Raw genomic sequence first — 14,080 nt, forward strand, 5'->3', positions numbered from 1 at the left:
ATATTTGGATTAACTATCAGGGAGTTAATCCGTTTTTTATTGATTATTGGCGAAATGCATACTACAAGCCGCTCCGGCCGGACGCAAGCGGACCGGGGCAATAAGGCTCACTCAGCGGGCGAAGAAGTGCTCCACCGGGCCGCGGCCCTGACCGATTTTCAAGTGAGCACCGGCCTCGATGGCCTTTTCGATATAGTGCTTGGCCGAGGACACCGCCAGCTCCAGAGAGAGCCCCTGGGCCAGATAGGATGCCAGGGCGCCGGACAGGGTACAGCCGGTGCCATGGGTGTTGGCGGTCACCACTCTGGGGGTGTCAAAACAACGCACCTCATCACCATGCAGCAGCCAGTCGGGGCTGCGCGGCTCCTGTTGCAGAAAACCGCCCTTGAGCAGTACCGCCCGGCACTCCAGCTCGTCCAGGGCGGTCAGCAGCGGCTCCACCTCGCGCAATGACGCCGGCACCGGCCGACCCGTGAGGCAGGCGGCTTCCGGCAGATTGGGGGTGATCACGTCCGCCAGCGGCAGCAGCCGCTGCTTGAGGCAGTCCACCGCTTCGGGGGCCAGCAGCATGTCGCCATTGGCACTGACCATCACAGGATCCACCACCAGGTGTTGCGGCCGGTATTGTTCCAGGGCATCCGCTACCGTGTTGATGGTATCCACGTCGCCCAGCATGCCCACCTTGACCGCGGTCACCGGCAGATCGCCGAACACGGCATCGAGCTGGGCGCGAATGATGTCTTGCGGTACCGGGTGCACGGCGGTCACCCGCTGAGTATTCTGGGCAGTAATGGCGGTGATCACCGAGCAGGCATAGCCGCCGGTGGCGGAAATGGCCTTGATGTCGGCCTGAACACCGGCGCCGCCGCCGCTGTCGGAACCGGCAATGGAGAGAATAATGGCTTTGCTGCTGTGCATGTCCTTATGGTCCTTGTGAGGCGCAGAACCCCAAGGCCATCGGCCATCGGTTCCCTACGCCAGTGTTAACTGGATCAGGTTCAACGGGTTCGGCATGATGCCGTCTCGGCCTTTCGGCTCCCCGACCAATGGCAGAATCATACCCAGCCCACCGGTCAAATGCCAGCCGCTCCACACGCACACAAAAATGTAACTAAATAACAAAAATTATTCGATTGTATACAAAACAAAGGCTCATCCGGAGAAACTCGCCCATAAAAAAACGCCTTCAGCAGGTTTGCTGAAGGCGGCCTGAGCAGCATATGAAGTAAATGCAAAAAGCGCGGCAGGGTGGGTTCCCCTGCCTCTGTACCTGACGCCACTTTAACGTAATATTATTTCATTATCGTTACTTATTTGTCAGATTAGTGAGCCTGATCCCAGTTGTCACCCACCCCGGCTTCCACCAGCAGGGGCACATCCAGGCTGGCGGCCTGCTGCATCAATTCACAGATTTTTTCCCGGTACGCATCCACCCTGTCTTCGCAAATCTCAAACACCAGTTCATCGTGCACCTGCATCAGCATGCGCACCTCGCCCTCCGGCAGCTCGGCCAGCCAGCCGTTTACCCGAATCATGGCTTTCTTGATGATGTCGGCGGCGGTGCCCTGCATGGGCGCGTTGATGGCGGCACGCTCGGCACCCTTGCGCCGGGCGCCGTTCCTGGACTTGATTTCCGGCAGGTAGAGGCGTCGGCCAAACAGGGTGGAAACATAGCCCTGCTCGTTGGCCTGCTCGCGGGTTTCCTCCATGTAGCGCAGCACACCCGGGTAGCGCTCGAAGTAGATATCCATGTACTGCTGGGCCTCGTTACGGCCAATGCCCAGCTGACGGGCCAGACCAAAAGCGCTCATGCCATAGATCAGGCCGAAGTTGATGGCCTTGGCCCGGCGGCGCTGTTCGGTGGTCACTTCGTCGAGGGCCACGCCAAACACTTCGGCGGCGGTGGCCTTGTGAATGTCCTTGCCGTGGGCAAAGGCATCGAGCAGGCCCTTGTCCTGGGACAGATGCGCCATGATACGCAGCTCAATCTGGGAGTAGTCGGCCGCCACCAGCTTGTAGCCGGGCTCGGCCACAAAGGCCTGACGAATTCGCCGTCCTTCGGTTGTGCGAATGGGAATGTTCTGCAGGTTGGGATCCGATGACGACAGCCGGCCGGTGGCGGTGTTGGCCTGGTGATAGGAGGTGTGAATGCGGCCGCTGTGCTCGTTCACCATCTGCGGCAGCTTGTCGGTATAGGTGGACTTGAGCTTGCTTAAGCCCCGGTATTCCATCAGCAGCTTGGGCAGGGGGTAATCCAGCGCCAGCTCCTGCAGCACCTCCTCGGCGGTAGACGGTGCGCCCTTGGGAGTTTTCTTGATCACCGGCAGCGCCAGCTTGGTAAACAGTATCTCACCCAGCTGCTTGGTGGAGCTCAGGTTAAAGGACTCGCCGGCAAGCGTGTGGGCCTCCTGCTCCAGCTCCTTGAGGCGTTTGGTAATTTCGTCGCTCTGGGTGGCCAGCAGCTTGCTGTCGATGCGCACCCCCGTGTATTCCATGCTCGCCAGTATCGGCACCAATGGCATTTCGATGTCGTTGAACACGCTTTCCAACGCCGGTTCGGCGGCCAGCTGTTCGCTCAGATGATGGTGCAACCTAAGGGTAATGTCGGCATCTTCCGCCGCATAGGGGCCGGCCTGCTCCAGGGGGATCTGGTTAAAAGTGAGCTGCTTGGCGCCCTTGCCGGCAATGGACTCAAACGACGTGGTGCCGTGATTGAGAAAGAAGGCCGCCATGCTGCCCATGTCGTGCCGGGTCTGCACCGAATTCAGGGCATAAGACTCCAGCATGGTGTCGAGCAATGTGCCCTTCATGTGAATGCCGTGATTTTTCAGTACATTGATGTCGTACTTGAGGTTCTGGCCCAGCTTGATGTGCTGGTCGTCTTCCAGCAACGGCTTGAGCGCGCCCAGCACGGCGTCTTCGCTCAGCTGCTCGGGGGCATCCAGGTAGTCGTGGCCAAAGGGCACGTAGGCGGCCTGCCCCGCCTCCACCGCGAACGACACCCCCACCACCCGGGCGTCCCGGTAGTTGAGGCTGGTGGTTTCGGTATCAAAGGCAAACAGCGGCGCCGCCTTGAGCTTTTTGATCCAGGCATCCAGCTCGGCCTGTTCGGTCACCAGCTGGTAGTCAGTGGCCAGTGCCGGGGCGGCCGGGGCGGCTTCCTCGGCCTCGGGATCCAGCTCGGCCAGCAGGTTGCGGAACTCATATTCCTGATACAGGGCGCGCAGGGCTTCAACATCCGGCTCGCTCTGCTGCAGATCGGCGGGGCCCACGTGCAGTGCCACGTCGGTCTTGATGGTGGCCAGGGTATAGGACAGCCGCACCATCTCCTCGTGCTCGGCGAACTTGGCGGCAAAGGACTTGGATCCGCGAAAGCCGAGCGCCGCAATCTTGTCGGTGTTGGCGGCAATGTCGTCGATGGATCCCAACCCCTGCAGCAGCGCCAGGGCGGTTTTCTCGCCTACGCCGGGCATGCCGGGAATGTTGTCCACCTTGTCGCCCACCAGTGCCAGCAGATCGATGATCAGCTCTGGCGGCACGCCGAATTTCTCCACCACGGCGTCCCGATCGAGAAAGCTGTTTTTCATGGTGTCCATCAGCAGCACATGGTTCGACACCAGCTGGGCCATGTCCTTGTCGCCGGTGCTGATCACCACGTCCAGCTGCTGCTCGGTAGCCTGCCGGGCCAGGGTGCCGATCACATCGTCCGCTTCCACCCCTTCCTCGATCAGCAGCGGCAGCCCCATGGCACGAATAATGTCGTGAATGGGCTTTATCTGCTCCCGAAGATCGTCCGGCATCGAGGGCCGCTGGGCCTTGTATTCCGGGTAGATGTCGTCACGAAAGGTCTTGCCCTTGGCATCGAACACCACCGCCACCCGGGACTCGGGAAACTGCTTGTGCAGGCTGCGCAGCATGTTGGTGACCACGCGAATGGCCCCGGTGGGGCGGCCGTCACTGGTGCGCAGATCCGCTTGCTGAGACGCAAAATAGGCACGATAAAGATAGGAGGATCCATCGACCAGGATCAGGGGTTTGGCAGGAATGGCAACCATGGTGTTGTTCTCGTTAATGCGTTGGCCGCTAGCATGCCACAGCGGGCCGCCGGACTCCATGTCGATGCCATGTGAGGCCTGTGGATAACTCTGTGAAAGGACGATCCGAAGCGGATCAGGATAAAAAGCAGTAAGCTTTAAATATCATATACTTACAACTAATCAACGGATCTTGATAAGGGATCCGTTATTGTGGAAAATCGACAGGGAAGGAATGTTGCACAAAGATTAACCGCGAGTAATCCTAGCACAAGCTGATCCCTTCAGCCCGACCCGGGTCACAAAAAACGAACCCTGAACGAGGAGAGCAAAATGAAAAAAGTTGCCGTTATTCTGAGCGGCTGCGGCGTGTACGACGGCGCAGAAATTTACGAGACCGTACTCTGCCTGCTGCATCTGGCCCGCAACGGGGCCCGCTACCAGTGTTTTGCCCCCGACCAGCCCCAGCATCACGTGATCGACCACCGCACCGGCGAGGAAAGCGGTGAGCAGCGCAACGTGCTGACCGAGGCTGCCCGCCTCGCCCGGGGCGACATTCAGCCCCTGAGCGAGCTCAAGGCCGATGACTTTGATGCCCTGCTGCTGCCCGGTGGCTTTGGCGCTGCCAAAAACCTGTGCAATTTTGCCTTTGAAGGGGCGGAATGCGAGGTGGACAACGAGGTGCTGGCCGCCTGTAAGGCCTTTGCCCAGGCCCGCAAGCCCGCCGGCTATTGCTGCATTGCCCCTGTACTGATCCCCAAAATCTACCCGGCGGGAGTCAAGGGCACCATCGGCACCGATGCCCCCACCGCCGAAGCCTTTGCCGCCATGGGCGGCGAACACATCGGCTGCGCCGTCACCGACGTGGTGGAAGACGAGCACTACCGGGTGATCTCCACCCCCGCCTATATGCTGGCCCGAAGCATTACCGAGGCCGACACCGGCATCGGCAAGCTGGTGAAACGCCTTTTAGAAATGTAACCCCCAATATCCAGGAGCGTCGCGAGCGAAAGTCAGACGAGGCGAAAAGTGGCGAAAAAGCGGAGTGTACTTGTAGTACATGAGCATTTTGAGCCACTGTTCAACGGCGTATAACTGAGCGCAGCAGCTCAAACACGGATAAAAAAAGGGCCGGCATCAAGCCGGCCTAAATACTCTGGAAGCAATGTGAGCAATGTCGTGCCTTCGCAAGCTGCCGTGCCCTGTGTTAGATGGGAGGCCGTGTTCGGAAAGCAAGTTAACGATAATTGTTATCATTTATAATTGCAACCTTTTTTCCGGCCCGAACGGCGGGCATAAAAATGCCGGGCAAGCCCGGCATCAAAACGGTCAACGAGAGCACTCAGGCATTGGTTTGCAGCGCGGCCTGTTCGTCGCCCAGCACCCGGCGGCTCAGGTATTTCAGCAGCAGGCCGTAGGCGGGCACGAACAGGCCTAAGCTGAACACCAGCTTGAAACCGTAATCCACCCAGGCGATTTCCACCCAGTGCTCGGCCATAAAGGGATCCGGCGAACGCCAGAACGCCAGACTGAAAAACGCCAGGGTATCCACCAGGTTGCCGAAAATGGTGGAGCAGGTGGGTGCCACCCACCAGGCCTTGATTCGGCGCAGCCGGTTAAACACCGACACATCCATGATCTGCCCCAGCACATAGGCCATAAAGCTGGCCAGGGCGATGCGGGCCACGAACAGGTTGAACTCCGACAGCGCCCCCAGGCCCTGATAGCTTGCCTCAAAAAACAGCACCGACAACACATAGGAGCTGGCCAGGGCCGGCAGCATCACCGCAAAGATAATGCGCCGGGCCAGTCCGGCACCAAAAATGCGCACCGTCAGATCCGTGGCCAGATAAATAAAGGGAAAGCTGAGCGCGCCCCAGGTGGTATGAAAGCCAAACAGGGTAAAGGGCAGCTGCACCAGGTAGTTACTGGCGGCGATGACCGCGATATGAAACAACGACAGGCGGATCAGCGCCGTGCGGTATTGAGAGGCAGAAATCATCCGATACCTTTTTGATTAATGGGGTCAGGGAACCCATTCCGGACTGAAAACACTGAAGGCCGTTTGTTTATTCACCACCCGGAATGCGCAGTGGCGATATTCTAGCCGTTCTTCGAACAATTGTCTTCACTTGAAGTGACTTTTCGATCAGCCCTGATTCCACTGGTCGGTAAGCCAGGCGGCCACCTCTTCGTCCTGCCCGCTCAGGGCTTCCAGCCAGGCGCAGTCGGCATAGTGCTGAAAGCACAAAAACAGCCGGCTGCTTTCAAAGTCCACCAGCCACTGGTGGTAGTCGGCACCGGCTTCACGCTCCAGCACGGTCAGCTCCAGTGCCTGCACCAGCGCAGTGGCCCAGTCGGGAAAGGCTTCAATGGTCAGGGGTGATTGGCTTTTTAACGGGGTCATCATCAGGAACTGCAGGAAATACACAGGGATGCCGCCCACTCCGGGGCCGGCTCGGCATAGGCGTCAAAATCGGGCTGGTCATCAAAAGGGTTTGCCAGCAATTGCAGCAGGGTGTCGGCTTCCGCCATGTCGCCCTGCTCGGCGCGCTCAATGGCGCGCTGGGCCAGATGATTACGCAACACGTATTTGGGATTGACCGCCTCCATGGCCGCCCGGCGCTCGGCCTGAGGGCGGTTTTCCAGCGCCAGCCTAGCCCGGTAGCGGACAAACCAGTCACTCCAGGCGTCAGGCTCAGACAACAGCGCCGCCAGACGTTGCGGCAACTCCCCCTCGGGCTCGAGCCGGGACAGGCGCCGAAACCAGCAGTTGTAGTCCACCTGGTGTTTGGCCATCAGCGTAAACATGTCCCGGAACAGGGCCGGATCCTCGTCCTGCCACTGCTCAAGCCCCAGCTTTTGACGCATGCGCTCGGAATAGGCGGTCAGCAACCGGTGTTCGTATTGCCCCAGGGACTGTTGCAGCGCCTCCAGCTCAATGTGGCCCGACAGTGCCTGAGCCAGCCGCTGCAGATTCCACAGCCCCACCGCCGGCTGCTGATCGTAGGCGTAGCGACCGGCGTGATCGGAATGGTTGCAGATATGACCGGGATCGTAGGCGTCGAGAAAACCGTAGGGGCCGTAGTCCAGGGTCAGGCCCAGCATCGACATGTTGTCGGTGTTCATCACTCCGTGGCAAAAGCCCGCCGCCTGCCAGTGGGCGATCAGTTCGGCGGTGCGCAAAACCACCCGCTCAAACAGCTCAGCATAGCCCTGGAGGCTTTTGTCCAGATCCGGCCACTGGGTGTCGATCAGGTAGTTCAGCAGTTCGGGAATACGCTCGGGCTGGCTGCTGTAATAGAAGTATTCAAAGTGGCCAAAGCGCAGGTGGCTGGGAGCGGCCCGCAGCAGGGCGGCGCCGGCTTCCACCTGCTCCCGGTACACCGGCTCGTCACTGCCCACCAGGCACAGCGCCCGGGTGGTGGGAATGCCAAGGTAATGCAGGGCTTCCGACGCCAGGTATTCTCTGAGGGAAGAGCGCAGCACGGCACGACCATCGCCAAAGCGGGAATAGGGGGTTTTGCCCGCGCCCTTGAGATGCAGATCCCAACGCTCGCCGCCGGGGGTAACCACCTCGCCCAGCAGCAGGGCCCGGCCGTCGCCCAGCCGCGGACTGAAGCCACCGAACTGGTGGCCGGCATAGACCTGTGCAAAGGGGATCATGTCCGGCAGCAGCCGGTGGCCACTGGTGATCTCCAGCCACTGGTGATCCTTCAGTGAAATGCCCAGAGACTCGGCCAGGTCATAATTGATGAGCAATAACCGGGGAGTATCCAGCGGATCAGGCTCTACCCGGGCCCCGGCCCATTCAAGGCCCGCATAACGATTATCCAGGATCATGGTTTCACCTTTTAGCTGATGTGCGGGTTTTATTTTTGACCACAGCTTACCTTATACTGCCAAAAGCTCTAAAGGAGGTTTCAGTGCTGGGCAATCAAGCGCAACATGGGAACACACCTTGACCGAGCTCGGAAGCAATTCGCAATTCGCGATTCGATAACAACGGAGTTCAATGATGAAGAAATTGATGACAGCTGCCGCTCTCGTGGCCATGATCAGCGCTCCTGCCTTTGCCGCCGGCGATGCCGAAGCAGGCAAGGCCAAGTCCGCCGCCTGCGCCGCCTGCCATGGCGCCGATGGTATTTCCACCATGGATATCTATCCCAACCTGGCCGGCCAGAAAGCCGCTTACATCGTTAGTCAGCTGAAAGCCTTCAAGGCCGGTGAGCGTAACAACCCCATCATGGCTCCCATGGCCATGCCCCTGTCCGATCAGGACATGGAAGATCTGGCCGCTTACTACGCCAGCATGTAAGGCCAAAGGGTCCGCCCCGGCGGGCCTTTATTTTGCCAAAGGCTGACGTCTTCAGCCTTCCTGCCGCAACAGTTCCAGAAACGCCTCGCCAAAACGCTCCAGCTTGCGTACCCCCACGCCATTAATGCCCAGCAACTCCGCCTCGGTCTTGGGCCGGTAACGGGCAAGCTCGGTCAGGGTAGCATCGTTGAACACCACATAGGGTGGCACATCCGCATCGATCGCCAGCTGCTTGCGCAATTGCCGCAGCGCCTTGAACAGGGCCCTGTCCTCGGCCCGGGTCAGGCCGGTTTCGCCCTTGTCCTTTTGCTTCACCCGCGCCAGCCGCGGCTCGGCCAGCTCAAGCCGCACCTCGCCACGCAGCACAGGACGGGCCGCCTCGGTGAGCTGCAGCACCATGTTGCGGGTGATGTTCTGGGTCAACAGGCCGGAGTGGATCAGCTGACGCAGCACGCTCACCCAGTGTTCCTGGCTTTTGTCCTTGCCAATGCCGTAGGTGGACAGCTTGTCATGGCCGTGTTCCCGCACCCGCTGGGTATCGGCGCCGCGCAGCACCTCCACCACATAGAGCACACCAAAACGCTGGCCGGTGCGATACACGCAGGACAGCGCCTTTTGTGCGTCTTCGGTGCCGTCGTAACGCTTGGGCGGATCCAGGCAGATATCGCAGTTGCCGCAAGGCTCACGCTGGTATTCGCCAAAATAGTTGAGCAGCACCTGGCGGCGACAGGTAAGGGACTCGGCAAAGGCCGCCATCACGTTGAGCTTGTACAGCTCCACCTGTAACTGCTGTTCGTTGTCGCTGTTTTCCAGCAGCCGCCGCACTCGGCCCACGTCGCCCGGATCGTAGAGCAGCAGGGCTTCCGCGGGCAGGCCGTCGCGCCCGCCCCGGCCGGTTTCCTGGTAATAGGACTCGATATTCTTGGGAATGTCATAGTGCACCACAAAGCGCACGTTGGGCTTGTCGATGCCCATACCAAAGGCCACCGTCGCCACCACTATGTCGAGATCGTCGCGAATAAAACGCTCCTGCACCGACTGGCGCAGTTCCAGGGGCAGGCCGGCATGGTAGCTGGCGGCCTTGTGGCCCCGGGCCAGCAGACGCTCGGCCACCTCTTCCACCCGCTTGCGGCTGGAACAGTACACTATGCCGCACTGGCCGTTCTGCTCGGCCACGTAGCGCACCAGTTGATCCAGCCCCTTGAACTTTTCCACCAGGGTGTAGCGAATGTTGGGCCGGTCGAAACTGGCGATGTGGATCAGCGGCTCGGTGAGGTTGAGCCGGCCCAGCATATCGTGGCGGGTGGCCTCATCGGCGGTGGCGGTGAGCGCAATGATCGGCGTATGGGGAAACCACTGCTTGAGCCGGCCCAGCTCGGCGTATTCGGGACGAAAATCGTGGCCCCACTGGGAGATGCAGTGCGCCTCGTCGATGGCGAACATGGCCAGATCCAGCTCACCCAGCCGCTCCATGAATTCGTGCTGCAGCAGCCGCTCCGGTGACACATAGAGCAGTTTGATCTCGCCTCGGCGCAGGGCGGTGAAGTGGCGCAGCATGGTTTCCCGGCTCAGCGAGCTGTTGATGTAGGCCGCCGCCACCCCGTTGGCCACCAGGGTGTCGACCTGATCCTTCATCAGCGAGATCAGCGGCGACACCACCACGGTCAGCCCCGGCCGCAACAGCGCCGGAATCTGGTAACACAGCGACTTGCCGCCGCCGGTGGGCATGATCACCAGGGCATCGCGCCCGGCCACCGCCGCTTCCACGATTTCCAGCTGGCCCTGACGAAAGTCCTGGTAGCCGAACACCTGCTGCAACACACCATGGGGTGTGTCGGGAATGGGTACGGAAGCGGTGTCGTCGGTTTCGGGATTCATCTCGGTCAGCCGGGCAAAAATGAACGAGCATTGTAAGACAGGGGGCTCAAACAATAAACCGCGGGCCGGCGGCGAAAAGTTGCATATGTTACTGGCACGCCAGCCGCCCTTGTGGCTACACTGCTTTCCTTCCACTTTATTCGGTACTCGACCATGGAGAAAGACCAGGCTGGCCAGGGCGCCCTGTTCGCCCTCGGCGCCTATTTCCTGTGGGGCATTGCGCCCATGTATTTCAAGCAGCTGAGCGCGGTGCCGGCCTATGAAATTCTCACCCACCGCATCATCTGGTCCTGGCTGTTGCTGGCGTTGTTGCTCTCCGTGCTCGGCTACTGGCCCCGGGTGCGCGCCCTACTGCACACACCGCGTCAGCTGCTGATGCTGACCCTGTCGTCGGTGATCATCGGGGTCAACTGGCTGCTGTTTATCTGGGCGGTAAATAACGATCACATGCTCGATGCCAGTCTGGGCTACTACATCAATCCCCTGTTCAATATCGTGCTGGCCATGCTGTTTCTGGGGGAGCGCTTTCGCCGCACCCAGTGGCTGGCAGTGGGGCTGGCCGGCGCCGGCGTGGCCATTCAGATCCTGGTGTTCGGCAGCCTGCCCTGGATCGCCCTGGCCCTGGCCTTTTCCTTTGGCTGCTACGGTCTGATCCGCAAAAAGGTGCCGGTGGATCCCTTTACCGGTCTGATGCTGGAAACCCTGGTGCTGCTGCCCCTGGCCCTGATCTATCTGGGCGGGATCGCCGATTCAGCCACCAGCCGGCTGACCGCCAACCCGCTCGACCTGAACCTGTGGCTGATCGCCGCCGGCCTGGTGACCACGGCGCCGCTGTTGCTGTTCGCCGGCGCCGCCCGCCGGCTGCGGCTGTCGACTCTGGGCTTTTTCCAGTATCTGGGCCCCAGCCTGATGTTTATGCTGGCGGTCGGGCTGTATAACGAGCCCTTTACCCTGGACAAGGGCATCACCTTTGCGCTGATCTGGGCCGCCCTGGTGATCTACACCCTGGACGGCCTGCGCCACCGGCGCAATTCTTTACAAAACTCAGGCACTGCGAACCGCTAGAATGGGCGCATGAGCAGCGTAAAGTACTGGAAAAGCGGTACCCTGAGCGGCCTGGAGCTGTGCCTGGCGGAACACGCCGGCTTCAGTTACGGCCGCCACATTCACCTCGACTACCACCTGGGCCTGGTGGAAGCCGGGGCCCAGAAATTCATGCACAAGGGCAGTTCGGCGCCCCTGGCGTCGGGCCAGCTGTCACTGCTCAATCCGGACGTGGCCCATGACGGCGGCAGCTTTGACGAACGGGGCTTTCGCGTGCGGGTTTTCTCGATCGCGCCCGAACTGGTGGCCGGCCTGGCCGACGAGCTGGAACAACCCCAGCCCTTCTTCGCACAACCGCTCATCCACCAGCCCCGTCTCTACCACCGGGCCCTGACCCTGCATCGCCAGCTGGAGCAAGCAAACACGGATCCCCACTTCGCCGAGAGCCGGCTGCTGGCACTACTGGCCGACTGCTTGCCACTGCAGTCGGCCCGGCCGCTGGCACCGCCCCTGCTGGCCCGAGTGCGGGAGCGTCTGCTGGACGATCTGGACCAGCCCCATTCGCTGGCCGAACTGGCCAGCGAGCTGGGCCTGTCGCGCTTTCAGTTTCTGCGTCAGTTCAAGGCCGGGCTGGACATGACACCTCACGCCTACCTCAAGCGGCTGCGGCTGGAAGCAGCCAAGAAACGACTGGCCGCCGGCGAGCCCGTGCTCGACACTGCCCTGGCCACCGGCTTTTTCGACCAGGCCCACTTTCACCACGCCTTTGTCGCCGCCTACCGGCTCACCCCGGCCCGTTTTCGCGCCCAGATGCAATAACTTACAAGCCTTTGGCCACCGCCTTGCCTAGGCTGACGGCTCACTCATCACGGGGAGCCATCCATGAATCTTTCACTGCTGCTGACCATAGGCCTGATCCACCTGGTGGCACTGGCCAGCCCGGGGCCGGACATGGCGCTGGTGCTGCGGCTGTCGCCCCGACGCCGGGCTGCCTTGGGTGCCGCCCTCGGCATCGCTACCGGCATACTGGTGCACAGCCTGCTCAGCCTCACCGGCGTGAGCCTGCTGCTGCAGGGACATCCGTTGCTGTTTAATACCGTGCGGCTGGCCGGTGCCGGTTACCTGGGCTGGCTGGGATGGCAATCGCTGAGCGCCGCCCGCCAGACTGCGAGCACCGCTGGCCCGGCATTCGAACACGAACTGCCGGGACGGGGGTTCTGGACCGGGTTCAGCACCAATCTGCTCAACCCCAAGGCGCTGGTGTTCTTTATCGGTCTGCTCGCCGCCCTGGTCAGCCCCGAAGAGAGCTGGCTGACCCGCAGCCTGCTGGTGCTGGAGCTGTTTGTGCTGAGCCTGCTCTGGTTTGCCGGGCTGGCCTGGTGGCTGTCTTCCGCCGCCATGCAAGCCCGGCTGCTGGCCTGGAGCCGCCCCATCAACGTCCTGTGCGGCCTGCTATTCTGCTCCGTGTCCGGCTCCATGCTGTGGGTGCTCGCCACGCCGCTGGTGGGCTAGGCACCACAGACACACCAACAAACTGTACTAAACTCCAAAAGCGACAAGGATGCGGGCCATGAGGGCCCGGTTTTCACCTGACAAGGAGTCGATTATGCAGTTTACTTCCCTTCCGGCCACGGCCGCCGCCCTGCTGCTCATACCCTGGGGAACCTGGGCCGACCACACAACCATTGAGGACCACCGAGGATTGAGCGATCAAATGGGCGTGTCCGGCGGCAGTATAGAGCACGTGCTCAACAGAGCCAGAGCCTACTGTTACACCGGCACCCTGGGCGCCCTGGTCAAAGATGCCAGCGGCGCAGAATATATGCTTTCCAACAACCATGTGCTGGCAAAGGAAAACGATCCGGACAACAGCCTGGAGCCGGACGGCAACATCATGATTCAGCCCGGCCTGCTGGACGAGGGCGCCTGTAGCCTGTCCCTGGGGGATCCCTCGCACCGGGTCGGTTATCTGGCCGACTGGGTGCCCCTGCAATTCGGCAAAGGCAAGAACCCGCCGGAAAATATCGTGGACGCGGCCATCGCCAGCAATGAAGGCATGAGTGCGGAGATTCTGGGGATCGGCGGCCTGTCCGACAATACGGTGGCGGCCCCGCCGCTGGGGCTGGCGGTGCAGAAGAGCGGTCGCACCACGGGACACACCTTTGGCCAGGTCACCGCCGTGGATGTTACCCTGACCGTCGATTATTCGTCAGGCCAGGCGCGGTTCGTGAACCAGCTGGAGCTGACCGGCACCTGCATGAACTTTTCCGACTCCGGTGACTCGGGCTCGGTGATCGTCACCGTGCCCGCCAGTACCAGCGACGGTGCCGATGCCGTCGGCCTGCTGTTTGCCGGCGGTGGCGACCTCACCTTTGCCAACCCCATCAATACAGTGCTGGAGGCCCTGACGGTGACGCAGCCGCCGTTGACCATGGTCGCCTCCGCCGCCGGTACCGAGTCCGGCGCTCTCACCGACCAGATGCCGGATCCAGCTCTCTGCGGCGACGAGGGCGATGCCGGTGGCCCGCCATCGGATCCGCCGGGACGGGGCAACAAGAAGAACCTGGATCATCCAGCCATTGCCAATGCCAGCGCTGTGGCCCTGCGTCACAGCGCCGCCCTGCTGGCCACACCCGGCGTATACGGCCACGGCATTGGCCTGAATACCCAAGGTGACCCGGTGATCCGCGTGTATACCGACAAGGCCGCCCGCCGTCCGGCGAGTGGGACAGGCATACCGGCCGCGCTGGACGGAGTAGCAGTGATGACGGTGCCGACCGGGCCGATCCGAGCCTATTAAGCCGAC

At 61.3% G+C, this 14,080-nt stretch carries 12 protein-coding genes and 1 riboswitch; of the genes, 6 read left to right on the forward strand and 6 right to left on the reverse strand.

Annotation, left to right across the window (positions count from 1 at the left end):
- Positions 1-111: 111 nt before the first annotated feature.
- Complete coding sequence (gene thiD / locus Q9290_RS11745; protein WP_306079835.1) at positions 112-918, reverse strand: bifunctional hydroxymethylpyrimidine kinase/phosphomethylpyrimidine kinase; 807 nt, start codon at positions 916-918, stop codon at positions 112-114.
- Between the two features lie 34 nt (positions 919-952).
- Positions 953-1,052: riboswitch (TPP riboswitch) on the reverse strand.
- Positions 1,053-1,322: 270 nt separating this feature from the next.
- Positions 1,323-4,055, reverse strand: coding sequence for a DNA polymerase I (gene polA, locus Q9290_RS11750; RefSeq protein ID WP_306079891.1), 2,733 nt, complete (start codon positions 4,053-4,055; stop codon positions 1,323-1,325).
- 312 nt (positions 4,056-4,367) lie between these two features.
- Here polA and elbB point away from each other — a divergent pair, with 312 nt between their 5' ends.
- Positions 4,368-5,015 carry an isoprenoid biosynthesis glyoxalase ElbB gene (gene elbB / locus Q9290_RS11755; RefSeq protein WP_306079836.1) on the forward strand — a complete coding sequence of 216 codons (648 nt, stop codon included), beginning with the start codon at positions 4,368-4,370 and terminating at the stop codon, positions 5,013-5,015.
- Between the two features lie 361 nt (positions 5,016-5,376).
- Here the strand turns inward: elbB and Q9290_RS11760 are convergent, their stop codons facing one another.
- The 3 genes from Q9290_RS11760 to Q9290_RS11770 all read right to left on the reverse strand — a co-directional run bounded on the left by Q9290_RS11760 (position 5,377) and on the right by Q9290_RS11770 (position 7,877).
- A complete protein-coding gene (locus Q9290_RS11760) occupies positions 5,377-6,036 on the reverse strand; it encodes a 7-cyano-7-deazaguanine/7-aminomethyl-7-deazaguanine transporter (protein WP_306079837.1) in 660 nt (219 codons plus the stop codon).
- A gap of 147 nt (positions 6,037-6,183) precedes the next feature.
- On the reverse strand, positions 6,184-6,444 hold the full coding sequence (locus Q9290_RS11765; protein WP_306079838.1) for a DUF3630 family protein: 261 nt from the start codon (positions 6,442-6,444) through the stop codon (positions 6,184-6,186).
- Positions 6,444-7,877: a protein adenylyltransferase SelO gene (locus tag Q9290_RS11770; RefSeq protein ID WP_306079839.1), complete on the reverse strand. Its 1,434-nt coding sequence runs from the start codon at positions 7,875-7,877 to the stop codon at positions 6,444-6,446. The genes Q9290_RS11765 and Q9290_RS11770 overlap by 1 nt, the downstream gene beginning before the upstream one ends.
- A 175-nt stretch (positions 7,878-8,052) precedes the next feature.
- Here Q9290_RS11770 and Q9290_RS11775 point away from each other — a divergent pair, with 175 nt between their 5' ends.
- On the forward strand, positions 8,053-8,352 hold the full coding sequence (locus Q9290_RS11775; protein WP_306079892.1) for a c-type cytochrome: 300 nt from the start codon (positions 8,053-8,055) through the stop codon (positions 8,350-8,352).
- A gap of 51 nt (positions 8,353-8,403) precedes the next feature.
- Here the strand turns inward: Q9290_RS11775 and recQ are convergent, their stop codons facing one another.
- A complete protein-coding gene (gene recQ, locus Q9290_RS11780) occupies positions 8,404-10,230 on the reverse strand; it encodes a DNA helicase RecQ (RefSeq protein WP_306079840.1) in 1,827 nt (608 codons plus the stop codon).
- 153 nt (positions 10,231-10,383) lie between these two features.
- On the opposite strand from recQ, the gene rarD reads away from it, so the two are divergent.
- The 4 genes from rarD (at position 10,384) to Q9290_RS11800 (ending at position 14,074) form a co-directional block, all read left to right on the forward strand.
- Complete coding sequence (rarD, locus tag Q9290_RS11785) at positions 10,384-11,295, forward strand: EamA family transporter RarD (protein ID WP_306079841.1); 912 nt, start codon at positions 10,384-10,386, stop codon at positions 11,293-11,295.
- A gap of 9 nt (positions 11,296-11,304) precedes the next feature.
- Positions 11,305-12,093: an AraC family transcriptional regulator gene (locus Q9290_RS11790; RefSeq protein WP_306079842.1), complete on the forward strand. Its 789-nt coding sequence runs from the start codon at positions 11,305-11,307 to the stop codon at positions 12,091-12,093.
- Between the two features lie 63 nt (positions 12,094-12,156).
- Positions 12,157-12,786: a LysE family translocator gene (locus Q9290_RS11795; protein WP_306079843.1), complete on the forward strand. Its 630-nt coding sequence runs from the start codon at positions 12,157-12,159 to the stop codon at positions 12,784-12,786.
- Positions 12,787-12,976: 190 nt separating this feature from the next.
- On the forward strand, positions 12,977-14,074 hold the full coding sequence (locus tag Q9290_RS11800) for a chymotrypsin family serine protease (RefSeq protein WP_306079844.1): 1,098 nt from the start codon (positions 12,977-12,979) through the stop codon (positions 14,072-14,074).
- Positions 14,075-14,080 lie beyond the last annotated feature (6 nt).

The organism is Oceanimonas aquatica (assembly GCF_030732065.1).
Lineage (GTDB): Bacteria > Pseudomonadota > Gammaproteobacteria > Enterobacterales > Aeromonadaceae > Oceanimonas.

Bases quoted from the DNA above. Each gene is read 5' to 3' on its own strand.
- thiD (WP_306079835.1), bottom strand. From the start codon at position 918: ATGCACAGCAGCAAAGCCATTATTCTCTCCATTGCCGGTTCCGACAGC.
- polA (WP_306079891.1), bottom strand. From the start codon at position 4,055: ATGGTTGCCATTCCTGCCAAACCCCTGATCCTGGTCGATGGATCCTCC.
- elbB (WP_306079836.1), top strand. From the start codon at position 4,368: ATGAAAAAAGTTGCCGTTATTCTGAGCGGCTGCGGCGTGTACGACGGC.
- Q9290_RS11760 (WP_306079837.1), bottom strand. From the start codon at position 6,036: ATGATTTCTGCCTCTCAATACCGCACGGCGCTGATCCGCCTGTCGTTG.
- Q9290_RS11765 (WP_306079838.1), bottom strand. From the start codon at position 6,444: ATGATGACCCCGTTAAAAAGCCAATCACCCCTGACCATTGAAGCCTTT.
- Q9290_RS11770 (WP_306079839.1), bottom strand. From the start codon at position 7,877: ATGATCCTGGATAATCGTTATGCGGGCCTTGAATGGGCCGGGGCCCGG.
- Q9290_RS11775 (WP_306079892.1), top strand. From the start codon at position 8,053: ATGAAGAAATTGATGACAGCTGCCGCTCTCGTGGCCATGATCAGCGCT.
- recQ (WP_306079840.1), bottom strand. From the start codon at position 10,230: ATGAATCCCGAAACCGACGACACCGCTTCCGTACCCATTCCCGACACA.
- rarD (WP_306079841.1), top strand. From the start codon at position 10,384: ATGGAGAAAGACCAGGCTGGCCAGGGCGCCCTGTTCGCCCTCGGCGCC.
- Q9290_RS11790 (WP_306079842.1), top strand. From the start codon at position 11,305: ATGAGCAGCGTAAAGTACTGGAAAAGCGGTACCCTGAGCGGCCTGGAG.
- Q9290_RS11795 (WP_306079843.1), top strand. From the start codon at position 12,157: ATGAATCTTTCACTGCTGCTGACCATAGGCCTGATCCACCTGGTGGCA.